Consider the following 24,258-nt stretch of genomic DNA (forward strand, 5'->3'; position numbering starts at 1 on the left):
CAGGAGAAAACCATGGTCAGTGCCGTCTTTCACTCCCCGTTGGATGCAGCCCCCGTGGCCGCACAGAATGCTATGAATACTGTAGCTGCAAGCGCAACATCCACTAGCGCAAGAAGCCCAAAAGCCGCAATATCTGCCCCCAAGGCACCTGCAGCACCCGCCACGGCGGCCACTGGCCGCGACTGGTCGGCCCTCTCGCGCAGCTTCTGGCTGGCCGTGCTGCCGCCGCTGTGTGGCCTGGGCCTGCTCGTCGGCCTGTGGGCGGTGGTCTCCACCACCACGGGCGGCAGCATCCCCAGCCCCAAGGACACCTGGCTGCAGGCGCTGGAGGTGTTCAGCAACCCCTTCTACCGCAACGGCCCCAACGACCAGGGCGTGGGCTGGAACGTGCTGATGAGCTTGCAGCGCGTGGCCATCGGCTTTGGCATGGCGGCACTGGTGGGCATTCCGGCGGGCTTCGTGATCGGGCGCTTCAGCTTTCTGTCGCGCATGTTCAACCCGCTGATCAGCCTGCTGCGCCCTGTGTCGCCCCTGGCCTGGCTGCCGATTGGCCTCTTGGTCTTCAAGGGCGCCAACCCGGCCGCCATCTGGACCATCTTCATCTGCTCCATCTGGCCCATGATCATCAACACCGCCGTGGGCGTGCAGCGCGTGCCGCAGGACTACATGAACGTGGCGCGCGTGCTAAACCTGAGCGAATGGAAGATCGCCACCAAGATCCTCTTCCCCGCCGTGCTGCCCTACATGCTGACCGGCGTGCGCCTGGCCGTGGGCACCGCGTGGCTGGTGATCGTGGCGGCCGAGATGCTGACCGGCGGCGTGGGCATCGGCTTTTGGGTGTGGGACGAGTGGAACAACCTCAACGTCAAGAACATCATCATCGCGATCTTTGTGATCGGCATCGTCGGGCTGCTGCTGGAGTACGCACTCATCAAGCTGGCCACCGCATTTACGTTCGAAGAGGTCAAAACTTGACCCACCCCTGAGCCGCGCCTGCGGCACGTCACCCCCTAAAGGGGGCACCACCCGTGGCCCGGCAAAGCCGGTTCCACGGTGGTCCTCGAAAAAACCAGGAGTTCCTAATGCATGCCTCTCTCACCACCAAGTTCATCGAGATCCACGGCGTCGAGCAGACCTTCAAGACGGCCAAGGGCTTGTTCCCGGCGCTGCGCGACATTCACCTGACGATTGCCAAGGGCGAGTTCGTCGCGCTCATCGGCCACTCGGGCTGCGGCAAGTCCACCCTGCTCAACCTGATCGCGGGCCTGACCACGCCCACCAATGGCGCGCTGCTGTGCGCCAACAAGGAAATCAAGGGCCCGGGGCCGGAGCGCGCGGTGGTGTTCCAGAACCACTCGCTGCTGCCCTGGCTCACCTGCTTTGACAACATCTACCTCGCGGTGGAGCGCGTGTTTGGCGCCAAGGAAAGCAAGGCCCAGCTCAAGGCCCGCACCGATGCCGCGCTGGCGCTGGTGGGCCTGACCCACGCGGGGCAAAAGCGCCCCGGCGAAATCTCGGGCGGCATGAAGCAGCGCGTGGGCATTGCCCGGGCCCTGAGCATGGAGCCCCAGGTGCTGCTGATGGACGAGCCCTTCGGCGCGCTCGACGCCCTCACCCGCGCCAAGCTGCAGGACGAACTGCTGGAGATCGTGGCCCGCACCCAAAGCACCGTGGTCATGGTGACCCACGATGTGGACGAGGCCGTGCTGCTGTCCGACAAGATCGTGATGATGACCAACGGCCCGGCCGCCACGATTGGCGAGGTGCTGAGCGTGGACCTGCCCCGCCCCCGCAAGCGCGTGGAACTGGCCGAAGACCCGCAGTACGTGCACTATCGCAAGGCGGTGATCGACTTTCTCTATACGCGGCAGGGCCACGTCGAAAAAGCTGCCTGAGCGGCCAGCTCAGAAACCGCGCAGACCACCAAAAGGAAAGGGCACTGACCAGATCGGTCGGTGCCCTTTTTGTTCAGGTACCCATGCCAGGGCCTTAGCACCCCCGCAAGGGGCGCCCCGTCGCGCTGGGTGCGTCCCCTTCCCGAACGGCACAACCCTTCAGAGAAGGGGCAGAAGGCGCATAGCGCCTCGGGGAGCTGCCCTCAATGGCTCCCGGTGATGTAGTTCTCCAACTGCTCAATGATGAATTTCTGCTCGGAGATGATGTCCTTGACCAGGTCGCCAATGGAAATCATGCCCACCAGCTTGCCGTTGTCCACCACGGGCAGGTGGCGCAGGCGGTTGTTGCTCATGAGCTGCATGCACTGCTCGCTGGTCTGGTCCGGGCGCACAAACATCACAGCGGTTGTCATCACATCCTTGACCTGGGTGACGGCCGACGTGCGCCCCATGAGGGCAATTTTGCGGGCGTAGTCCCGCTCGGTGAAGATGCCGACGATGGACGCGCCCTCGGTCACGATGAGCGCACCAATGCCCTTATCGGCCATGAGCTGGAGGGCATCCAGCACGGAGGCAGCAGGGCTGATGGTGTGGACGGTGGCGTCGGGTTTGGACTGAAGAATCTTGGCGACTGCGGTCATGGAAACCTCCCTCGTGAAAACGGAAACAGGCACAGAGAGATTTCAGCCCATAAGCCCCGTGGGCGCAACCCACGCAAGCCCCATGTGCGGCGCTTTTTGAGCGTGCTGTTGCGCGGCGAACGCAACGGATGTTTCCGCGCCGTTGCATAGCGCACGCCGCGAAACAAACTGAAAAGAAGCGAAACCGCGGCGAGACGACGCCCCCGGGCTGCCCCGGCACGATGGAGCCCATGTTCACCGCACCGACCACGCTCCTCTTTTCGACATCTGCCGCGTGCCAGCGCCCAGCGGTTTCCTTGGCTAGCCGCCAGGGTTCCAAAGGCCGGCAAACACGGCAGACAGCCCGAAAGATTGTTTCCAATACTGGAACAGTTAGTTCGCGACTCAGTGGTTTTTCTCTGAACAGCACCGGCGTACAGTTCATCCCATCGATGAGCCGAACCCGCAAGGCGACTCACCGAACCCGGTGCGAAGCGAGTCGTTTCTGATCTTCACCCGGTTTTTTTGAGACGCTTTTTTAACTTCAAGGATTTCCATCATGAACAACACCGCACGTTTCCTGTCTATCGCCGCTGTCGCTGCTTTCGCCTCTTTTGGCGCCCAGGCTGACGAAGCCGACGCTTCGCAATTCGCCACCCAATTCCAGACCAGCCGCACCCGCGCTGAAGTGATCGCTGAAGCCACCACCGCCGTGCAAATGCGCAGCCAAGAGCCCGCTGGCTCCCGCGTGGTGACCTACAAGTCCACGGCTGACCGCGCTGCCGTGCGTGCTGAAGCTGCTGCACAAGCCATGCGCACTGGCCGCGTGGGCCCCGCTGAAGGCGGCTGATTCAACCCGTTGAATCCACCACGTCACCCACCGCGTATTCCAGACACATCGTCCCCAATTTTTTGAATTTCACAGGAGTTTCATCATGAACAACGCTGCCCGTTTCCTCTCCATCGCTGCTGTGGCTGCTTTCGCCTCTTTTGGTGCCCAGGCTGACGAAGCCGATGCTTCGCAATTCGCCACCAAGTTCGAAACCAACCGCACCCGCGCTGAAGTGCAAGCCGAAGCCGCTACCGTGGCTCAAACACGCAGCATCGAACCCGCTGGTTCGCGTGTGGTGACCTACAAGTCCACCGCTGACCGTGCTGCTGTGCGTGCCCAGGCTGCTGAAGCCGTGCGCACCGGCCAGATCTCTTCCGGCGAAATCGGCTCCCTGTAATTGGATCGGCCTGCACTCCGGTGCAGGTGGAAGATTGCAAATGCCAAAAGGCCGAGGCCCCAACAGGGGCCTCGGCCTTTTTCATGGCGCTTCGCTACACGGATGGGTCGAAGCCCGCCATCGACAGCTCAAAGGCTGCCAATGGCGTCCACCCCGACTTACTTGCCAGCGCGCGCCTGGGCCACGGCTCCCTGCACTTCCTTCCACAAACCCTCACCCACGTTGGCGGCAATGCTGGCGTTCACAGCACTGAGCTTTTCGCGCATGCGGTTGGCTTCGGCGGCGGGCAGTTCGTTGACCTGCATGCCCTTGCCCTTGAGGTCGGCCAGCGCCTTGTCGGCCTCGGCACGCGTGTCCTGGCGCTCGAAGTCGCGGCTCTTCTTGGCGGCATCGAGCAGCACCTTCTGCTCGGCTTTCGACAGGCCGTCCCAGTACTTCTTGCTGACCAGCACGATCCAGGGGCTGTAGACGTGGTTGGTCACCGTGAGGTACTTCTGCACCTCATAGAACTTGCTCGACAGGATGGTGTTGTAGGGATTCTCCTGGCCGTCCACCGTCTTGGTTTCCAGCGCGGTGAAGAGTTCGGAGAACGGCAGCGGCACGGCATTGGCGCCCAGGGTCTTGAAGCTGTCGAGGAACACGTTGTTCTGCATCACGCGCAGCTTGATGCCGTCCATGTCTTCCAGCTTGTTGACCGGGCGCTTGCTGTTGGTGAGGTTGCGGAAACCGTTCTCCCAGTACACAAGACCCACCAGACCCTTTTCCTGCAGCTTGTCCATCACCTTCTGGCCCACGGGGCCGTCCAGCACCACATCGGCTTCCTTGGCGTTATTGAACAGGAACGGCGTGTCCCAGATCGCCATCTCTTTGGTGATGCCCACCAGCGTGGCGGTAGAGCCCACCATCATCTCCTGCGCGCCACCGATCAGGGCCTGCTGCATCTGTACGTCCGAGCCCAGCGCGGCGGCACCGATGGCTCGAATCTTCATCTTGCCGCCCGAAGCCTTTTCCACTTCCTGGGCAAACAGCTTGGTGGCCCGGCCCTGGTTGGAGTCCTCATTCAGACCGTAGCCAAAACGGATGATGCGCGGCTTGAAGTCTTGGGCTGCGGCCTGGAACGAGCAGGTGATGGCTGCGACCGACAGAGCGGTCAGCAGGGTGCGACGGAAAGTTTTCATGGTTGTCTCCATTGGCAAGAAAAACGGGAAAGAGGAACAAGCAAACAGCTAACGGCTAGCGCAGCCAGACGACGGGCGCAGTCACGATCTGCGGGAAGACCACCAGCAACGCCAGGATCAGCACGTAGGTGATGAGAAACGGGTTCACGCCCTTGATGACGCTGTGCATCGAGATGCGCCCTACCCCGGCGACCACGTTGAGCACGGTGCCGACCGGCGGGGTGATGAGGCCGATGGCGCCGTTGAGCACGAACATCAGACCGAAATACACCGGATCGATCCCCGCCTTGACGGCGATGGGCAGCATCACGGGCGCAAAGATCAGGATGGTGGGCGTAAGGTCCAGCGCCGTGCCGATGAGCACCAGCACGATCATCATCACGGCCATCAGCAGGCGTGGGTTCTCCACCAGCGGGCCCAGCCAGTTGGTGAGCACGTTGGGCAAGTCGGCCAGCGTGATCATGTAGCTGGCCACCTGGGCGCCAGCACACAAAAACATCACGATAGAAGTCGTCTTGGCTGCGCGCACCAGCACGCCATAGATGTCGGCCAGCTTCATCTCGCGGTGCACGAACAGCGCCACCACCAGGGCGTAGAACGCGGCCACCACGGCGGCTTCCGTGGGGGTGAACACCCCCGTCTTCATGCCGCCGATGATGATGAGCGGCATCAGCATGGCCCAGAAAGCGCGCACCGTGGAGCGCAGGCGGTCCTTGATGGGCAGGGGCTCGCCCTGGGGCAGGTCCATGCCGCGCAGCACCCAGCGCCAGGCAAAGATGAGGCCCACACCCATCATCAGCCCCGGCACGATGCCCGACACAAACAGCGCCGAGATCGAGGTGTTGGTCGTCACGCCATAGATCACGAACGGCATGGACGGCGGGATGATGGGCGCGATGATGCCGCCCGAGGCGATCAGCCCGGCAGACGTGTTCATGGGGTAGCCCTGCTGCCGCATCATGGGCAAGAGGATGGTGGCCAGGGCTGCCGTGTCGGCCAGGGCCGAGCCGCTCATGCTGGCCATGAGCACCGCAGCGCCAATGGCCACATAGCCCAACCCGCCCCGGATGTGCCCCACCCAGGCCTGCGCCATGTCGATGATGCGGCGGCTGATGCCGCCCGAGTTCATCAGCTCACCGGCCAGGATAAAGAAGGGCACGGCCAGCAGCGGAAAGCTGTCCACCCCCGCCACCAGGTTCTGGGCCAGCAACTGGGCGTCCCAAAAATCGAGCACCCATGCCATGCCCGCGCCTGTGAGCACCAGGGCAAGGCCCATGTTCATGCCGGTGCCCATCAGCACCAGCATGCCCAGCGAAAAGACCACAAAGGCCAAGGCTTCAGGCGTCAGTCCGAACATCACTCCACCTCCGCGCCGTGGCCCAGGTCCAAGGGCTTGCGTTGAATCAATTCCATGGTCGCCATCACCCCGATGGCCACCGCACACAAAAAGGCTGGCAGAGGCAGCAAGGCCGCCGGGTAGGCCATGACCACCGAGCGGCTGCCCATGCCCACCACCACCTGTTGCCAGGCCCCCCAGGCCAGCATGGCGCAGGCGGCGATCACCAGCAGCCGGATCACGGCCGTGAGAACACCAAAGGCCACCGGGCGTTGGGCCAGCAGGCCTGCCAGGCTGGTGAAGGCCATGTGTTCACCAGCCGGATAAGCCGCTGCGGCACCGATGAACACCATCCAGACGAACAGCAGGCGCGACAGCTCTTCGCTGGCCGCAACGCCACTGCCAAAGCCGTAGCGCAGCACCACGTTGATGAACACGGCCACCGCCATCACGCCCAGACAGCTGGCCATGAGCACCTGGGAAATCCGTGCAAAGCGGCTCTGCGGCACGGCTTGATGTGCGGGGGAACTCATGCAGTCTCCTTCGTGGCCAGCCAGGCCGAGGCTTGCTGTTGCAGCGTGGGCAGGTCCAGCAATGCATCCAGGCGCAGCACGCCCGCCTCGCCCACAGGGGATTCCAGCGTGGCGAACTGGCTGTCCACCAAGGCGCTGGAGAAGAAATGGGTGCCCGCACGGGCAGCCACGCGTTGGCCTGCGCTCGCGCGGTCGATCTCCAGAAAGACGAAACGCAGCCCGGGGCAGGCGTTGCGCAAGCGGTCCCGGTAGACCTTCTTGAGCGCCGAGCAGGTCAGCACCACGCCCTGGGGCTGGGCTTGCAGCAGTTGCCCCAAGGTGGTCAGCCAGCCTTCCCGGTCGGCATCGGTCAGTGCAATGCCCTGGCGCATCTTTTCGCGGCTCGTGGGGCTGTGGTGGTCGTCCCCTTCGATCAGGGGCAGGCCTTCGGCCTGAGCCAGGGCCAAACCCAGGCTGGACTTTCCGCAGCCCGCCACGCCCATGACGACCACAAAAGCGGGTGACGCTTGAAAACTCATATTGGTAGCGCTATCCAAACAATCCATAAAAAAGGCACCCGGTCTGGATGCCGCACAAACTGTGGCAAGCTGAGCAACTTGATCCAAAATGGCTGGCGTTGCCTTGCCCAAGAGTTCGGACAGCGCTATCCTAACCAGATCCACCCCCAGCCCCATGAGGGTTAACCCTTGAACAAACCCGCGACAAAACCCGACGCCAAACGCCGTTCCAGCGGCCGCATCACGCTGAGCGACGTAGCCAAGGCCGCCGAGGTCAGCCCCATCACCGCGTCCCGCGCCTTGCGGGGCGAGCGCGGGGTGGCGCAAGAACTGGTGCAGCGCGTGAAGGCCGCGGCAGAGCAGCTGGGCTATGTGCCCGACCCCGCCGCCCGCGCACTGGCATCACAGCGCAGCGTGCAGGTGCCGGTGCTGGTGCCGCTGCTGTCCAACGCGCTGTTTGTGGACGTGCTGGAGGCCGTGCACCGCACCCTGTTCCCGCAGGGCTACCAGGCGCTGATCGGCGTGACGCACTACGACCCGCAGGAGGAAGAGCAACTGCTGCGCACTTACCTCGCGCACCGCCCGGCGGGCCTGCTGGTCACCGGCTTTGACCGCACCGAGGCCTCGCGCCACCTGATTGCCGCCAGCGGCGTACCTTGCGTGCACCTGATGGAAATGACCTCGGCACCGGGCGTATTCTGCGTGGGGTTTTCGCAGCAGGACGCGGGCCACAGCATGACGGCCCACCTGCTGGCACGGGGCTACCAAAAGATCGCCTTTGTGGCCGCCCAGCTGGACCCACGCACCATGCAGCGCGCCGAGGGTTACCGCCGCTGTCTGCGCGACGCAGGCCTGTACGACCCCAAGCTGGAACTGCTGAGCCCGCAGCCTTCTTCGATGCGGCTGGGTGGCGAACTGCTGGAAGAGCTGCTGCGCACCCGCCCGGGTGTCGATGCCGTGTTCTTCTGCAACGACGACCTCGCCCAGGGTGGCCTGCTGGCCGCGCAGCGCCTGGGTCTTTCGGTGCCCGGCCAGGTGGCAATTGCGGGCTTCAACGACCTGGCAGGCAGCGACCAGATGCTGCCGCCGCTAACCACGGTGCGCACACCCCGCGCTGCAGTGGGCGAGGCCAGCGCACGCATGCTGCTGGCGCTGATGCGCGGCGAGGTGCCAGAGCACAACTCGGTCAATCTGGGGTTTGAGCTGACGGTGCGCGAGAGCACCTGACGCCACCCTCCGCGGCGCCCACCCGAAGCCACAGCGCCGCCCAGACCTACGCCCAGACCCGGCGGCAGCGCGGCCGCCCGTCTCGCGCAGGCAACCTATTCCCTCACTATCGCTCAGGCCAGGGTGAGCGCCGTCGCACGTCACAACCGTCGCGTACGCCCCTCTTTTGCCCCCTCTGAACTCACACCTCCCACCGGCTCAGCGGACGGGACGAGCCCTGCCAGTCACGCAGCGCACGCCGTCGCGGCAGCACCTCCTACCCAGCATGCAAATCGGAGTCAGCACACAGAGTCAGAGTCACCTCAATTTAAGACAATATATTTTCACAAAAGTAACGAAAAGCTTTTAACAAAGATGCTCTCATCGACACATAAATTTAGTATGTTTTGGGAAAATCCGGGTTAACACTTACCTCATCACAAACGACAACTGTTTGACACATCCAATTTGCATCACTACGATAGGCAAATATGTTGTCTTAATTGCCTTCTGCTGTTGTAGCAGGGGGTGTTCCCCGAACTACTCAGGAGAGAACCATGCGCAATCTGAATGGAAAGACCGTGATCGTGACCGGCGGCGGCGGCGGCATTGGTGGGGCTACCAGCCGCCGCTTTGCCGAAGAAGGCGCCAAGGTGGCTGTGTTCGACATGAACCTGGAGGCTGCGCAGAAAGTGGTCGACGGCATCCAGGCAGCAGGGGGCGTTGCCCAGGCCTTCCAGTGCGATATCACCCAGCGCACCCAAGTAGATACCGCCGTGGCAGCGGCCGAAGCTGCCCTGGGACCCATCGATGTGCTGGTCAACAACGCCGGCTGGGATGTGTTCAAGCCTTTCACCAAAACCGTGCCAGCCGAGTGGGACAAGCTCATTGCCATCAACCTGACGGGCGCACTGCACATGCTGCACGCTGTGTTGCCCGGCATGGCAGAGCGCAAGACCGGCCGCATCGTCAACATCGCGTCCGATGCGGCGCGCGGTGGTTCGTCCGGCGAGGCGGTGTACTCCGCGTGCAAGGGAGGGCTGGTGGCCTTGTCCAAGACGCTGGCCCGGGAGCACGCCCGCCAGAACATCACCGTCAACGTGGTTTGCCCCGGCCCCACCGACACCGCACTGCTGGCCGGTGTGGCTGAAGGCGCCCGCGACCCCGCCAAACTGCTGGAAGCGTTTCGCAGCGCAATCCCCCTGGGCCGCCTGGGCCAGCCCGATGACCTGGCCAGCGCCATTGCGTTCTTTGGCAGCGATGACGCGGGCTTCATCACCGGCCAGGTCATCAGCGTGTCGGGCGGCCTGACCATGCACGGTTGATCCCCGGATACCTCCTTACCTTTACCGAGAGAACACCATGAATTTCGAAGACATCCTGTACGAAGTGCGCAACGGCGTGGCCTGGATCACCATCAACCGGCCCGACAAGATGAACGCCTTTCGCGGTCAGACCTGCGACGAAATCATCAAGGCGCTGAACAAGGCCGGCTACGACCGTGATGTGGGTGCGATCGTGCTGGCCGGCGCTGGCGATCGGGCTTTCTGCACTGGCGGCGACCAATCGGCCCACAGCGGCAACTACGACGGCCGCGGCACCATTGGGCTGCCTATGGAAGAGCTGCACACCGCCATCCGCGACGTGCCCAAGCCCGTGATCGCCCGCGTGCAAGGTTTTGCGATCGGCGGCGGCAACGTGCTAGCCACCATCTGTGACCTGACCATCTGCTCCGACAAGGCGCAGTTCGGTCAAGTCGGTCCCAAGATGGGCTCTGTAGACCCCGGCTACGGCACCGCCTTCCTGGCCCGCGTGGTGGGCGAGAAGAAGGCGCGCGAGATCTGGTACCTCAATCGCCGCTACAGCGGCGCCGAGGCCGTGGCCATGGGCCTCGCCAACTTCTGCTTCCCGCACGACCAACTGGATGCGGAAGTGCAAAAAATTGGTGAAGAGCTGTGCGAGCGCAGCCCCACCGCGCTGGCCATTGCCAAGCGCAGCTTCAACGCAGACACCGCCCACCAGGCCGGCATTGCGGGCATGGGCATGTATGCGCTCAAGCTGTACTACGACACCGAAGAGTCGCGAGAAGGCGTGAACGCTTTGAAAGAAAAGCGCAAGCCCGAATTCCGCAAGTACGCGAAGTAAGCAAACGCCGGAGAAGAACGATGAACCCCAACCCGTACATCAACGAAGACCTCCAGGCGTTGGCTGAAACAGTGCGCCGCTTTGCGCAGGAGAAGGTCGCGCCTGGCTTTTTGGAGCGCGACAAGACCCGGGTGCTGGACCGCGCCCTGCTGCGTGAAATGGGCTCGCTCGGGTTCATCGTGCCCGAGTTGCCCGAGCAGTTCGGCGGACTGGGCATGGGGTGTCTGGCTGCAGGCGTGATCCACGAAGAGATTGCCCGCGCCGATCTGAGCTTCTCGTACCTGAATCTGCTGGCATCACTCAACGCGCAGATTCTGTCCAAGTATGGCAACCCTGACGTGGTCGGCCCCTGGCTGCAGAAGCTCATTCAAGGCGAAGCGATCTGCGCCATCGCCCTGACCGAGCCGCGTGGCGGCTCCGACGCCGCCAACCTGCGCCTGAAGATCGACCGCGATGGCGACCATTACGTCATCAACGGTGAAAAGACCTCCATCTCGGCCGCCGACCAGGCCGACATCACCGTGGTGTTTGGTCGCACCGGCACACCCGAGCAGGCCGCGCATGGGGTGACCGCCGTGCTGGTGCCCATGGATACACGCGGCATCACCACGAACCGCTTTGACTGCCATGGCCAACGCGCCATTGGCCGCGGCTCGATCTTTTTCGAGAACGTGCGCGTCCCCATCAGCCACCGCCTGGGCGACGAGAACAAGGGCTTCGTGCAGGTAATGCACGGCTTTGACTTCTCGCGCTCGCTCATCGGTCTGCAATGCCTGGCCGTGGCGCGCGTGGCGCTGGAGGAAACCTGGGAATACATCACCCAGCGCCAGGCCTTCGGCCAGCCGCTGTCGGCGTTCCAGGGCGTGACGCATCCGCTGGCGCAGTACGACACCGAGGTCGAAGGCGCTCGCCTGCTGTGCCTGCAGGGCCTGTGGCTCAAGGACAAGGGCCTGCCGCACACCGCCGAAGCCGGGATGGCCAAGTGGTGGGGCCCCAAGCTGGCCTACGACGTGATCCACCAGTGCCTGCTGTGCTTTGGCCACGGCGGCTACGACCGCGGACTGATGGAGCAGCGCCTGCGCGACGTGCTGGGCTTCCAGATCGGAGACGGCACGGCGCAGATCATGAAAACCATCATCGCCCGCGCCCGAGCCGGCCGCCAGTTTGTGCCTGCCTGAGCGCCCCCAAGTCACCACAGCTCACCGCAAGCCACGGATCAACCACAACAACACCAGGAGACAAGACCATGGAATTTGACGCTGTACTGCTCCCCCCGCGCCGCACGCAGCGGGTGGCCGAAGGCCACTGGCGTGACCGTACCATCAACGATGCGCTCGACGCCTGCGTGGCCGCCTGCCCCGACAAGCTGGCGCTGACCGCGCTGCAAGTGGAAACGGGAGCCACCACCCGCTTTACCTACCGCGAGTTGGCGAGCATGGCTGATCGCATTGCCGTGGGCCTATCGCGTCTGGGCGTGGGCCAAGGCGACATCGTGGCGTGCCAGTTGCCCAATTGGTGGCAGTTCACGCTGACCTACCTGGCCTGCTCGCGCATCGGTGCAGTGATGAACCCGCTGATGCACATTTTCCGCGAGCGCGAACTCTCGTTCATGCTGCAACATGGTGAGGCCAAGGTGGTGATTGCGCCCAAGACATTCCGGGGCTTTGACTTTGAGCACATGATCACCGCCCTGCAGCCCAGCCTGCCCCACCTGCAGCACGTGATCGTCGTGGGCGGCAGCGGCGCCAACAGCTTTGAGGCCCTGCTCAGTGGACCCGAGTGGGAAAAGCAGCTGGATGCCCAGGCCGTCGTGATGGCCCACCGACCCGGCCCTGACGAGATCACCCAGCTGATCTACACCTCAGGCACCACGGGCGAGCCCAAGGGCGTGATGCACTCGGCCAACACCGTGATGGCCAACATCATCCCGTACGCCGAGCGCTTGCACCTGGGTGCCGACGACGTGGTGTTGATGGCGTCGCCCATGGCACACCAGACGGGCTTCATGTACGGCCTGATCATGCCCATCCTGCTGCAGGCCAGTGCCGTGCTGCAGGACGTTTGGGAGCCCACCAAGGCCATTGCACTAATCAATGCAGAGAAGGCCAGCTTCACCATGGCCTCCACGCCATTCCTCACCGATCTGGCCCGTACGGTGGCCGACAGCGGCGTAGCCGTACCCAGCCTGCGCACCTTTTTGTGCGCCGGCGCGCCCATCCCCGGTCCGCTGGTGGAACAGGCGCGCAAGGCGCTGGGCGCCAAGATCGTCTCGGCCTGGGGCATGACGGAGAACGGCGCTGTCACGCTCACCCGTCTGGAGGACGACGATGAACGCTCCTTCAACACCGATGGCTGCCCACTGCCTGGCGTGGAGATCAAGGTGGTGGATGTGGACGGCAACGCCTTGCCGCCAGGCGAGCCCGGCAAGCTGCTGCTGCGCTCATGCTCCAACTTTGGCGGCTACCTGCACCGCGCACACCTGAACGCCACCGACGCCGACGACTGGTTCGACACCGGCGACCTGGCCCGCATCGACGAGCGCGGCTACCTGCGCATCACCGGCCGCAGCAAGGACGTGATCATCCGCGGCGGCGAGAACATTCCGGTGGTCGAAGTCGAGTCGCTGCTCTACCGCCACCCCGCCATCGCCATGGCGGCCATCGTGGCCTACCCCGACGAGCGCCTGGGCGAGCGGGCCTGCGCCGTGGTGGTGCCCAAGCCCGGGCAGACCATCGACCTGCCAGGCCTGGTGCAGTTCCTCAAGGACCAGAAGATTGCCGTGCAGTACATCCCCGAGCGCCTGATCGTGCGAGACGTGATGCCAGCCACACCGTCCGGAAAGATCCAGAAGTTCAAGCTGCGCGAAATGCTGCGCGAACAGGTTGCCTGAAGGTTGCCACCGTTTTCCCGTCGATCACTACACAACAAACCAGCAGGAGACAACGACATGCTTACACGCCAACCTTCCCCCATCCGCAGACGCCTCATCCAGTCTGCCGCCCTGGCACTCTGTGTCCAGGGCGCCATCGGCACGGCGCATGCGCAGGCCTGGCCCACCAAGCCGGTCAAGATCGTGGTCGGCTTTGCCCCAGGCGGCACCACCGATGTGATGGCACGCGTCATGGCCCAGTCGCTCACCGAAGCGCTGGGCCAGCCGGTCGTGGTGGACAACAAACCTGGCGCCAGCGGCAACGTGGCAGCGGCCGAAGTGATTCGCGCACCTGCAGACGGCCACACCTTCCTGATTGCGCCTACTTCGTTCGAAACGGCCAACCCTTTCCTCTTCAAGCAGAGCATTGCCCCGGCCAAGGACCTCACGCCCATCGCGGGCGTGGGCCGCAGCCAGATGTACCTGGTGGTCAAGCCCCAGTCCACCTTCAAGGACGCCAGGGAGTTTGTGGCCTATGCCCGCGCCAACCCGGGCAAACTGTCGTACTCCTCCGCAGGCCCCGGCACGCCACCGCACCTGGCGGGCGAGCTGTTCAAGAAAGTCACCGGCGTGTTTGCAACGCACATCCCTTACCGGGGCGCAGCCCCTGCATTGCAGGATGTGATGGCCAACCAGGCGGACTATGTCTTTGACCCAGGCATTGCCTTCCCGCACGTGCGCGCAGGCAAGGTACGCATGCTGGCCGTGGCGGGGGCCAAGCGGTCGTCGTTCTTCCCGGATGTACCCACGCTGGCAGAGCTGGGCTTCAAGGGTGCGGAGCTGGACATCTGGTTTGGTATGTGGGCCCCCAATGGCACGCCTGCAGACGTCACGGCCCGCATGGCCCGGGAGATCGCCAAGGTGCTGGCCCTGCCCAGCACCAAGAACCGATATGAATCGCTGGGCGCCGAGCCCGTGGGCCTGGACAACGCCGAGTTCCGCACCCTTCTGACCGAAGAGACCAAGCTGCTGTCTGGCCTGATCCAGGAAGCCAAGATCAACATCGACTGACCCGGCCACCCGCCACACCCACCATGAATGATGCTTTGGTACTGATGGAAACCCGGGGCCGGGTGGGCGTGATCACGCTCCACAGGCCCCAGCAGCTCAACGCACTCAACGACGCCCTGATGGACCAGCTGGGCGCCGCCCTGCTGGCCTTCGATGCGGAAGACGATGTCGGCGCCATCGTCCTCACCGGCAGCACCAAGGCATTTGCGGCCGGTGCCGACATTGCAGCCATGGCCGACTGGTCGTTCATGGATGTGTACCGGGGCGCCTTCATCACCCGCAACTGGGAGACCATTCGCCAAGTGCGCAAACCGGTGCTGGCGGCCGTGGCAGGCTTTGCCATGGGCGGCGGCTGTGAGCTGGCCCTGGCCTGCGACATCATCGTTGCCGCTGAATCAGCCCGGTTCGCGCTGCCTGAAATCAAGCTCGCCATGCTGCCGGGCGCGGGGGGCACGCAGCGCCTGCCGCGCGCCATCGGCAAGGCCAAGGCAATGGACATGTGTCTGTCGGCCCGCATGCTTGATGCGCAAGAGGCCGACCGCTATGGCCTAGTCTCACGCGTTGTACCCGACACGGAGTTGCTGGACCGCACGCTCACCCTCGCGGCGCAGATTGCCGGCTTCTCGCTGCCCGCACTCATGGCCATCAAGGCATCGATCAACCGCGCCTGGGAAAGCCCGCTGACCGAAGGCATTCTATTTGAGCGCCATGCGCTGTACGAACGCTTTGCCAGTGCCGATGCCCATGAGGGCATGCACGCATTCCTCGACAAACGCGCCCCAGCGTTCGAACACCGCTGAGCTGAAGGCCCAGGTCGCCCCCAACCGGCAGGGGGAAGTCCTTAGCAGGCTCAGCCCTCGGACTCCGCGCCAGTATCCAGGCGCTGCATGTTGTCCAGCAGCTTGAGCAGGTAGTGCAGCGTGTGGGTGATGTCTCCCACCGAGAATTCGTCCAGCGCCCGCTCGTAATAGGCATCGATCTTGGGCCGGGCCTTGACCAGCCACGTCATGCGTCCGGACTCGGTCATCTTGATCAGGCGGGAGCGGCGGTCCTTCTCATCGGTCTCCATACAGATGTGGCCATCGCGCTCCAGGCGTCCAATCACCCCCGCGAGGTTCTGGCGGCTGACCAACAGGTAACGAGCCAGCTCGTTCACCCCCATACCCTGCTGCGCTTCTTCGCGCGAAAGGGCACCCAGCACCGCCCATTGCTGCGTGGTCAGCCCCTCGCTCTCCACCGCTCGCGAACCGGTTTTATGCAACAAGTTCGCACATTGATACAGCCGAAAAAACAACCGGTTAGCCAGCTCCATGCGGGCGATCTGTGCTTTGGAATCAGGGTGGTGCATGCGTGAGTTTTTAGTGGGTTATGCAGACTGCAACCGCGCGGCAATCAAGTCAACATATTGTCTCACTTCAACATCCACCCCGCACCACTCCATCACGATCAACCCAACCACCGGTTTTGTCTCTTGCCCTTTGAACTGAATGAGTCCATGCACCCGGTGCGCAACACAGTCATTGGCGATCTGCCGCTGATCGAAATCCACAACCCACCGAAAGCGGTCGCGCAACGGGCCAACGCCCTCGGCACTAGGAACGGGCGGACCATAGGGGAGACAACACCGTCATCGCGCGCTGTAGCGCGTGTGGTTGATTGGGCCCTCAGGCCGCCGCCAGGGCCCTGCTGCTGGATGAGGCCTTCATCTCCTTGCGCAGCGCCACCGCATCGCGCGACTGGGTGGGTGCCGACGCGTCGATGCGGAACACCTGCACCGTCTCGGTCATGGTCTGCGCCTGGCCATTGAGCTGCATGGCCGATGCCGCGTTCTCTTCCACCAGCGCGGCGTTTTGCTGCGTGATGGTATCGAGCTGCGCCACGGCCGAGTTGACCTGCGAGATGCCGCTGAGCTGCTCATTCGACGCGCTGTGGATCTCGCCAATCAGCGTGTTGACCCGGCGCACCAGCTCCAGCGACTCGGCCATGGTCTTTTGCGCTGCATCGGTCTTTTCATGGCCTTCAGTGACCTTGGTGGCCGAGTCATCGATGAGCTGACGAATCTCCTTGGCGGCCGAGAGCGTGCGGTGCGACAAGCTGCGCACCTCTGAGGCCACCACCGCAAAGCCACGCCCCTGGTCGCCAGCACGGGCCGCCTCCACCGCTGCGTTCAGCGCGAGGATGTTGGTCTGGAAGGCAATGGAGTCGATCAGCTGCGTGATCTCGCTGATGCGGCCGGACGCGGCCTGGATCTGCTTCATGGTGTCGGCCACACCGTCCACCGCGCTGCTGCTGCGCTCAGCGACCTGGGTGGCCTGCGTGGCCAGCACCGAGGCCTGGCGCGCGGATTCTGCGGTCTGCTTGACGGTGCCGGTGATCTCTTCCATCGACGCGGCGGTCTGCTGCAGGTTGCTGGCCTGCGCCTCGGTGCGCGACGACAGGTCCTGGTTGCCCTGGGCAATCTCGCGGGTGGAGACCTGCATGTGCTCGCTCTCCTGTCGCGCGTCGCGCACGATGGACAGCAGGTTCACGTTGAGCTGCGCCAGCGCCTTTTGCAGCTGGCCCACGGTGTCGCTGCGCGTGGCCGATATCTTCTGGGTAAGGTCACCCGCCGCCATGCGGTTGGCCCACAACAGCATTTGCGACAACGGTGCCACCGTGACCTGGTGCAGGTAGACCGCCATGCCCAGCGCCAACACCACCACCCCGAGCCACGCCGCCCCCGAGGCCAGCGACAGCGTGTGCCCCCCCAGCAAGGCCGCGCACCACGAAGCCACCACCAGCAGCAGGGTGCACGCCATCATCTTGCCCATGGGCCCCAGTGCCAGGGCACGGCCCACGCGGCCCCAAAGCGTGTCTTTGACCAGCTGACCAGCCGACAGCCGGTGCACCAGCGTGCCGGCTTGTTTTTCGGCCTGCATCTGCTTGTACAGCGCATCCGCCGCCTGGATCTGCTCGCGCGTCGCTTCGGTGCGTACCGACATGTAGCCGGTGGGCTGGTCGCCCTGCATGAGTGGAGTGACATTGGCCATCACCCAGTAAAACGTGCCGTCCTTGCGCCGGTTCTTGACCGGGGCCGACCAGGGGATGCCTTTGGCGATGGTCTCCCACATGTCGCGATAGGCCTCCTCGGGCATGTCGGGGTGTCGCACGATGTTGTGGGGCTGGCCCAGAAGCTCTTCCTTTTCGTAGCCGCTGACCTCAATGAACATCGGGTTGCAGTACAGGATGCGGCCCTTGAGGTCCGTGGTGGACACCAGGGTCTGGCCCTTGGGAAACGCATATTCGTGCTGGCTGACCGGCAAATTGACGCGCATGGGAGCCCCATTTCTTGGGTGCCTTGTCGCTCCAGAACCGGGCAACTCGGCAGTGGAAAAGTCAGGAACATCCTATGACGAATGCCGGGGATTTGAAACAGATAAATAGCGCCGCCATCGCGAATTCACCAGCCTGGTGCGCCACACCAACACTGTGCAGCGCCCTCCGCTGCAATGCACCAATGTGAACAACAGAGAGACCGCTCGCTTCAGTTTTGATAGCTGCAGAGGCTTATCCAGTATTCACAGCACGGCTGGCGGTAGCCCTGGCGACGCCTTTGGCGGCACTGGCATAGCCATTGCTTGCCACTAGGCGCGGCCAACGCTGGCCGCGTGTCAGCCCGGTGCAATGGCGGATTGGGCGAACAGGACGTTGGCGTCTTCATGGAGTGCGTTGGGGCTGGTCAGCCCGCGCGGTCCGTGTGGACGCCTTTTTGTTTTCTGGCCGGGCGAAGGGGTCACCCCCTCAGCCCTTTGCACTCACACCCATGCATTACTTCAGAGAGTTCCTCAAATCCGGCCACGCACCCACGCTGTGGGCGTCGTTTCTGTACTTCGGCTTTTCGTGCGCGGTGTGGGTCATCAACGGTGCGATGGCGCCGTTCATCCGCGAGAGCTTCCAGCTCTCCCCCACGCAAATGGGGATGATGCTGTCCATCCCCATTTTTGCGGGCGCGCTGATGCGGTTTCCGCTGGGCATCCTGGCGCAGTACATCGGGCGCAAGCGCGCCACGCTGGTCGAGATGGCAGGTATCTTTGTGGCCATGGGCTATGGCTACCTGTTCGTGCACACCTTCAACGACCTGCTGGCGCTGGGCATTCTGCTGGGCGTAGCGGGGGCGAGCTTTGGCGTGGCGCTGTCGCTGGGCTCGGGCTCGTTCCCACCGCGCTTCAAGGGGCTGGCCATGGGCATCGTGGGCGCAGGCAATGTGGGCACGGCGGTAGCCGCACTGCTGGCGCCCGCTCTGGCGCAGCAATTTGGCTGGCAGGCGGTGTATGGCTTTGCCGCCGTGAGCGTGGCTGTGCCCGCCGTGGTGATGGCGGTGTATGCCAAGGAGCCCCCCGACCTCGCGCCCCACGCCACATTCCGCGAGCACATTGCCTGCCTGTTTGAAAAAGACGGCTGGGCGTTCAGCCTGATCTACGCCGTGACGTTTGGCGGCTTCATCGGCCTGACGGCCTTTTTGCCCAGCTACTTCTACGACCAGTTTGGCGTGAGCAAGGTGCAGGCGGGGCAGCTGACCATGCTGGCGGCCTTTCTGGGTGCCGCACTGCGGGTGATGGGCGGCTGGCTGTCGGACCACTGGGGCGGCGTCAACACGCTCACGGGCGTGCTGGCCATCACCGCCGTGAGCATGGTGCTGTGTGGCCTGGCCGAGAACTCGCTGCCGGTGACGATGCTGCTGTTTCTGGTGTGTTTTGCTGCACTGGGCGCGGGCAACGGCGCGCTGTTCCAGCTGGTGCCGCTGCGCTGGCCGCTGTCCACGGCGGTGGCGGGCTCGATGATTGGTGAGATCGGCGCGCTGGGCGGCGGCCTCATCCCCAACGGTATGGGCTTTTCACGCCAGTACACCGGCACCTACCTGTGGGGCTTTGTGGGCATTGCGGCGTGTGCCGCTGCCATGCTGGTGCTGCTGCGGGTGATGCAGATCCGCTGGACCCGCACGTGGGCGGAGAAAGGTGGACGCGCGCGCGGCGCGTGAACGGCGTAGCCGTTAGGGCGCGGCAGCACCTTGCCGCATTTCAAGCCAAGTAGGCGCCCAGCGCAATTTCCTCATACCTTGATAGCTATATTTCTAATAGCAAATCAATCGCCTCACCTCGGCAAAAACAGCAGCCAGTACACCAGCAACAGGTTCACCAGCACGCTCACCGCCAACGCGATCTTCCACAGTGCCGTGGCATCGCGTTGCATCAGCGGCTGTGGGCCCGGGGCGGACAAGGGGCGTGACGCACCCCGTTCCAGCGCCAGCAGCAACTCCTCGGCGGTTTCAAAGCGCTGCGTGCGCTGGCGGGCCACGGCCTTCAAGGCGATCTGGTCCAGCCAGATGGGCACGCTGGGGTGGTGGCGGCTGGGCGCCACCGGGTCGCGGTGGTAGCGGCCCAGCTGGTACTGCACCACCTCGCCATAGGGCAGGCGCCCGTGGCTCAGCAGCTGGTACAGCGTGACACCCAGCGCAAACAGGTCGCTGCCCGCATCGGGCAACTGGCCGGCCGGGTCGCCGTTCTTCTCGTAGCCGGGCCACTGCTCGGGGTTCATGTAGCTGGGGGTGCCTGCGTGCAGGCGGCGCGTGGCCTCGGGCTCGCGGCCTGACAGGGCCACGCCCAGGTCCAGCACACGCAGCACGCCGTCGTCGCCCAGGTGCAGGTTGTCGGGCTTGATGTCGCGGTGCACCACGCCTTGCCGGTGCAGCCAGCCCAGCACCTGCGCCGCCTGCATCACCACCGACACGACCTGGGGCACACCCAGGTGCTGGCGGGCACGCAGGCGCTGGCCCAGGGTCTGCCCCGCATGCCAGTCATAGAGCAGATAAAACGCACTGGCACCGGGGCCTGCACCGCCCTGCTCGGGCGGCCAGGTGTTCAGGCGCGCCAGGTGCACCGCCGCGTGGCCGGACTGCATGCGCCGGGCCACCCAGGCTTCGTGCGCCAGCGTGGCGCGCTCCTGCGCATCGTGCGCGCGGGCGGGGACCAGGGTCTTGAGCGCATACAGCCGCTGGGTGGCCGGGTCGCGCACCTGGTAGATGCGGTGCACGCCGCTGTCGGCCACCAGCGCGGTCACCACCAGGCCGTCCACCGGGTCGCCCACCTTGAGCAGTGGCAACACCGGCAACTGCAGGGCACGGCGGGACTCGTCCTGCAAGGTGGCCTCCAACGCGCCCTGCACCCGCACCACCAGTGCGGTCACGTTGTCGGTGCTGCCCCGGCGCAGGGCTGCGCGCGTGATCTCGTCGCTCAGTGCCTGAGCGCTCGCGTCCGCCCGCAGCAACTGGCGCAACTCGCGCTCGGGCAGGCTGCCGTGCACGCCGTCGGACAGCAGCACCAGCAGGTCGCCGCTGTGCAGTTCGCCCTGGCTGTAGTCCACCACCACATGGTCGTCCAGCCCCATGGCGCGGGTGAGCTGATGCGCAAAGTCGCGCTGCGCCATCACATGGTCGGTCGTCAGCAGCTGCAGCCGGCCGCCCCGCAACAGATAGGCGCGCGTGTCACCCACATGGGCCAGCGTGTACGACTGGCCGCGCAGCACGATGGCGGTGAGCGTGGTCAGGCCCACGGCGGGCTGGCGGCGCCGGTTCATCGACGCAAGCCAGCCGTTGTGCGCGCTCAGGATGCGGTCCAGCGCCACGGTGGTGTCCCAGGTGTCGGGCGTGGCGAAGTAGTCGTTCACCAGCGTGTTCACCGTGGTCTGGGCGGCTTCGCGCCCGTTGCCTCCGGTGCTCACTCCATCGGCAATGGCAGCGATGGCGCCACGTTCGCGGTCGCGCCCCTGCCCCTGCAACAGGGCGGCAAAGTCTTCATTGACTTCGTTGCGCCCAGCCTGCGAGGTGTGGCCGATGTCCAGTTCAAAACTCATGCACCAGCTCCATGCAGGTTCCATGCCCAAGCTGGTGCATGCATGCACTGCTGCGCGCAGCCCGGTCCACGGCTGCCACCCCCAAGCGCATGCTGCGCAGGGCGGGCCCCTGTGCTTTCACCCCAGATCAGTGCACAAACTCTGGCACGGCCATTGCTTAACCAAAGCAACGGCCCCAAGGGGCCACGCAATTCAGCGGTGCAACGGCGCACCAAGGGGTTGTATGGACGAAGGCGTCCCCACATGCGGTTTCGATGGAAGGTCGGAGCTGCATCGTGTGGACGCCTTTTTTGTTTTTGGCATCGCCTAGGCGATGGAACCGACGGAGTCACGATGAAAAAGCTCAAACTGGTGATGGTGGGGAACGGCATGGCCGGTGTGCGCACGCTGGAAGAGCTGCTCAAGATTGCCCCCGATCTGTATGACATCACGGTCTTCGGGGCCGAGCCGCACCCCAACTACAACCGCATTCTGCTGTCGCCCGTGCTGGCGGGCGAGCAGACGATTGACGAAATCATCCTCAACGACTGGCAGTGGTACGCCGACAACCACATCACGCTGCACACCGGCTTCACCGTGACCGATGTGGACCGCGTGCGCCGCGTGGTCACCGCCACCAGCAAAGACGGTGATGTGATCACCGCCGAGTACGACCGCCTCATCATGGCCACGGGCTCCAACCCCTTCATCCTGCCCGTGCCCGGCAAAGACCTCCAGGGCGTGCTGGCCTACCGCGACATTGCCGACACACAGGCCATGATCGACGCCGCCGCCACATACAAGCACGCCGTCGTCATCGGCGGCGGCCTGCTGGGCCTGGAGGCTGCCAACGGCCTCATGAAGCGCGGCATGACCGTGAGCGTGGTGCACGTGATGCCCTCGCTGATGGAGCGCCAGCTCGATGACGTGGCGGGCAAGATGCTGCAGAAGTCGTTGGAAGACCGAGGCATGCGCTTCTTGATGGGCGCACAGACGCAGGAACTGGTGGGCAACGCCGAGGGCCGCGTGAGCGCCGTCAAGTTCAAGGACGGCACCGAGGTGCCCGCCGACCTGGTGGTGATGGCCGTGGGCATCCGCCCCAACACCGCGCTGGCTGAAAAGATGCGCCTGCACGTAAACCGGGGCATTGTGGTGAGCGACACGCTGCAAACCACCACCGACGCGCGCATCTACGCCGTGGGCGAATGCGCCGCGCACCGGGGCATTGCCTATGGTCTGGTGGCCCCGCTGTTCGAGCAGGGCAAGGTGCTGGCCAACCACCTGGCCGAGTTCGGCATTGGCCGCTACCAGGGCTCGCTCACCTCCACCAAACTCAAGGTGACGGGCATCGACCTTTTTTCAGCGGGCGACTTCCAGGGCGGAGAGAACACCGAAGAGATCGTGATGAGCGACCCCTTTGGCGGCGTGTACAAAAAGCTGGTCATCAAGGACGACAAGCTGGTGGGCGCCTGCCTGTATGGCGACACCGTGGACGGTAGCTGGTACTTCAAGCTGCTGCGCGATGGCCGCAGCGTGAGCGACATCCGCGACAAGCTGATGTTTGGCGAGAGCAACATCGGCGACGTGGGCCACCAGGGCCAAAGCAAGGCATCGGCCATGGCCGACAGCGACGAGGTGTGCGGCTGCAATGGCGTGACCAAGGGCGCCATCTGCAAGGCCATCAAGGACAAGGGCCTGTTCACGCTGGATGAAGTGCGCAAGCACACCAAGGCCAGCGCATCGTGCGGTTCGTGCACGGGCCTGGTCGAGCAGATCATCATGTTCACCGCCGGTGGCGACTACAGCGCCACGCCCAAGACCAAGGCCATGTGCGGCTGCACCGACCACGGACACCAGGCGGTGCGCGACGCGATCCGTGCCAACAAGCTGTTGAGCATTGGCGATGTGTTCAAGTTCATGGAATGGAAGACGCCCAACGGCTGCGCCAGCTGCCGCCCCGCCGTCAACTACTACCTCATCAGCACCTGGCCCAAGGACGCCAAGGACGATCCGCAAAGCCGCGCCATCAACGAGCGCAGCCACGCCAACATCCAAAAAGACGGCACCTACAGCGTCATCCCCCGCATGTGGGGCGGCGAGACCACGGCCGACGAGCTGCGCCGCATTGCCGATGCGGTGGACAAGTACAACATCCCCACCGTCAAGGTCACGGGCGGCCAGCGCATTGACCTCTTGGGCGTGAAGAAGGAAGACCTGGTCAACGTGTGGAAGGACATCGGCATGCCCAGCGGCCACGCCTATGCCAAGGCGCTGCGCACCGTAAAGACCTGTGTGGGCAGCGAGTGGTGCCGCATGGGCACGCAGGACAGCACGCAGATGGGCAAGGACCTGGAGCGCGCCATGTGGCGCATGTACGCCCCGCACAAGGTCAAGTTCGCGGTGAGCGGCTGCCCGCGCAACTGCGCCGAGGCCGGCATCAAGGACGTGGGCATCATCGGCGTGGACAGCGGCTGGGAGATGTACATCGCTGGCAACGGCGGCATCAAGACCGAGGTGGCGCACTTCTTCACCAAGCTGAAAACTGCCGAAGAAGTGCTGGAGTACACCGGCGCGTTCTGCGAGCTGTACCGCCAGGAAGGCTGGTACCTGGAACGCACCGTGCACTACGTGAGCCGCGTGGGCCTGGACTATGTGAAAAAGCGCATCCTCGAAGACCACGAAGGCCGCAAGGCACTGTGGGAGCAGCTGCAGTTTGCGCTGGACGGCGAGCCCGACCCCTGGTTCGAGTTTGACAAGGCGGCCGTGGACACACGCCAGTTTGCCCCGCTGACTGCCGCCTGAAGCGCCCGGA

The 24,258-nt window shown here is 64.3% G+C and carries 21 protein-coding genes; 13 read left to right on the forward strand and 8 right to left on the reverse strand.

Annotated features, from left to right (window positions below):
- Window positions 1-12 precede the first annotated feature (12 nt).
- The gene (ntrB, locus tag DNK89_RS09435) at window positions 13-975 is read left to right on the forward strand and encodes a nitrate ABC transporter permease (RefSeq protein WP_110959886.1); all 963 of its coding nucleotides are present in this window, start codon (window positions 13-15) and stop codon (window positions 973-975) included.
- Between the two features lie 107 nt (window positions 976-1,082).
- A complete protein-coding gene (locus DNK89_RS09440) occupies window positions 1,083-1,895 on the forward strand; it encodes an ABC transporter ATP-binding protein (protein ID WP_110959887.1) in 813 nt (270 codons plus the stop codon).
- 203 nt (window positions 1,896-2,098) lie between these two features.
- Here the strand turns inward: DNK89_RS09440 and DNK89_RS09445 are convergent, their stop codons facing one another.
- Window positions 2,099-2,536 (reverse strand): CBS domain-containing protein, encoded by a 438-nt coding sequence (locus DNK89_RS09445; RefSeq protein WP_060985047.1) that lies wholly within the window; start codon window positions 2,534-2,536, stop codon window positions 2,099-2,101.
- A 538-nt stretch (window positions 2,537-3,074) separates the two neighbouring features.
- Between DNK89_RS09445 and DNK89_RS09450 the strand changes: the two genes are divergently transcribed.
- Window positions 3,075-3,365: a DUF4148 domain-containing protein gene (locus DNK89_RS09450; protein WP_015015149.1), complete on the forward strand. Its 291-nt coding sequence runs from the start codon at window positions 3,075-3,077 to the stop codon at window positions 3,363-3,365.
- A gap of 85 nt (window positions 3,366-3,450) precedes the next feature.
- Window positions 3,451-3,744, forward strand: a complete 294-nt coding sequence (locus DNK89_RS09455) for a hypothetical protein (protein ID WP_060984433.1) — start codon at window positions 3,451-3,453, stop codon at window positions 3,742-3,744.
- Window positions 3,745-3,902: 158 nt separating this feature from the next.
- Here the strand turns inward: DNK89_RS09455 and DNK89_RS09460 are convergent, their stop codons facing one another.
- From DNK89_RS09460 to DNK89_RS09475, 4 genes are read right to left on the reverse strand one after another with little or no spacing between them, the layout of a single operon-like run.
- Window positions 3,903-4,922, reverse strand: coding sequence for a TRAP transporter substrate-binding protein (locus tag DNK89_RS09460; protein WP_110959888.1), 1,020 nt, complete (start codon window positions 4,920-4,922; stop codon window positions 3,903-3,905).
- A gap of 55 nt (window positions 4,923-4,977) precedes the next feature.
- A complete protein-coding gene (locus tag DNK89_RS09465) occupies window positions 4,978-6,279 on the reverse strand; it encodes a TRAP transporter large permease (RefSeq protein ID WP_110959889.1) in 1,302 nt (433 codons plus the stop codon).
- A complete protein-coding gene (locus DNK89_RS09470; RefSeq protein WP_110959890.1) occupies window positions 6,279-6,791 on the reverse strand; it encodes a TRAP transporter small permease in 513 nt (170 codons plus the stop codon). Before DNK89_RS09470 ends, DNK89_RS09465 begins: the two co-directional genes overlap by 1 nt.
- A complete protein-coding gene (locus tag DNK89_RS09475) occupies window positions 6,788-7,309 on the reverse strand; it encodes a gluconokinase (protein ID WP_238990753.1) in 522 nt (173 codons plus the stop codon). Before DNK89_RS09475 ends, DNK89_RS09470 begins: the two co-directional genes overlap by 4 nt.
- A gap of 168 nt (window positions 7,310-7,477) precedes the next feature.
- On the opposite strand from DNK89_RS09475, the gene DNK89_RS09480 reads away from it, so the two are divergent.
- The 7 genes from DNK89_RS09480 to DNK89_RS09510 all read left to right on the forward strand — a co-directional run bounded on the left by DNK89_RS09480 (window position 7,478) and on the right by DNK89_RS09510 (window position 15,379).
- Complete coding sequence (locus DNK89_RS09480; protein WP_110959892.1) at window positions 7,478-8,515, forward strand: LacI family DNA-binding transcriptional regulator; 1,038 nt, start codon at window positions 7,478-7,480, stop codon at window positions 8,513-8,515.
- Window positions 8,516-9,051: 536 nt separating this feature from the next.
- On the forward strand, window positions 9,052-9,819 hold the full coding sequence (gene badH, locus DNK89_RS09485; protein WP_110959893.1) for a 2-hydroxycyclohexanecarboxyl-CoA dehydrogenase: 768 nt from the start codon (window positions 9,052-9,054) through the stop codon (window positions 9,817-9,819).
- Between the two features lie 37 nt (window positions 9,820-9,856).
- Window positions 9,857-10,639, forward strand: coding sequence for a 2-ketocyclohexanecarboxyl-CoA hydrolase (gene badI / locus DNK89_RS09490; protein ID WP_110959894.1), 783 nt, complete (start codon window positions 9,857-9,859; stop codon window positions 10,637-10,639).
- 20 nt (window positions 10,640-10,659) lie between these two features.
- Window positions 10,660-11,817, forward strand: a complete 1,158-nt coding sequence (aliB, locus tag DNK89_RS09495) for a cyclohexanecarboxyl-CoA dehydrogenase (RefSeq protein ID WP_110959895.1) — start codon at window positions 10,660-10,662, stop codon at window positions 11,815-11,817.
- Window positions 11,818-11,885: 68 nt separating this feature from the next.
- Entirely contained in the window at window positions 11,886-13,529 is a 1,644-nt protein-coding gene (aliA, locus tag DNK89_RS09500; protein WP_110959896.1) for a cyclohexanecarboxylate-CoA ligase, read from the forward strand.
- Window positions 13,530-13,586: 57 nt separating this feature from the next.
- Window positions 13,587-14,579 (forward strand): tripartite tricarboxylate transporter substrate binding protein, encoded by a 993-nt coding sequence (locus DNK89_RS09505; RefSeq protein ID WP_110959897.1) that lies wholly within the window; start codon window positions 13,587-13,589, stop codon window positions 14,577-14,579.
- Window positions 14,580-14,602: 23 nt separating this feature from the next.
- Window positions 14,603-15,379, forward strand: coding sequence for an enoyl-CoA hydratase-related protein (locus DNK89_RS09510; protein ID WP_110959898.1), 777 nt, complete (start codon window positions 14,603-14,605; stop codon window positions 15,377-15,379).
- Window positions 15,380-15,429: 50 nt separating this feature from the next.
- On the opposite strand, the gene DNK89_RS09515 is transcribed toward DNK89_RS09510, so the two are convergent.
- Entirely contained in the window at window positions 15,430-15,927 is a 498-nt protein-coding gene (locus tag DNK89_RS09515; protein WP_110959899.1) for a MarR family winged helix-turn-helix transcriptional regulator, read from the reverse strand.
- 316 nt (window positions 15,928-16,243) lie between these two features.
- Complete coding sequence (locus DNK89_RS09525) at window positions 16,244-17,893, reverse strand: methyl-accepting chemotaxis protein (RefSeq protein WP_110959901.1); 1,650 nt, start codon at window positions 17,891-17,893, stop codon at window positions 16,244-16,246.
- A gap of 488 nt (window positions 17,894-18,381) precedes the next feature.
- Between DNK89_RS09525 and DNK89_RS09530 the strand changes: the two genes are divergently transcribed.
- On the forward strand, window positions 18,382-19,596 hold the full coding sequence (locus DNK89_RS09530; protein WP_110959902.1) for a nitrate/nitrite transporter: 1,215 nt from the start codon (window positions 18,382-18,384) through the stop codon (window positions 19,594-19,596).
- Between the two features lie 113 nt (window positions 19,597-19,709).
- Here DNK89_RS09530 and DNK89_RS09535 read toward each other — a convergent pair whose 3' ends face one another.
- Complete coding sequence (locus DNK89_RS09535) at window positions 19,710-21,467, reverse strand: bifunctional protein-serine/threonine kinase/phosphatase (RefSeq protein ID WP_110959903.1); 1,758 nt, start codon at window positions 21,465-21,467, stop codon at window positions 19,710-19,712.
- A 333-nt stretch (window positions 21,468-21,800) separates the two neighbouring features.
- Here DNK89_RS09535 and nirB point away from each other — a divergent pair, with 333 nt between their 5' ends.
- Complete coding sequence (gene nirB / locus DNK89_RS09540; RefSeq protein ID WP_110959904.1) at window positions 21,801-24,248, forward strand: nitrite reductase large subunit NirB; 2,448 nt, start codon at window positions 21,801-21,803, stop codon at window positions 24,246-24,248.
- Window positions 24,249-24,258: the final 10 nt, after the last annotated feature.

The sequence above is a fragment of the Acidovorax sp. ST3 genome (assembly GCF_003231145.1).
Lineage (GTDB): Bacteria > Pseudomonadota > Gammaproteobacteria > Burkholderiales > Burkholderiaceae_C > Acidovorax.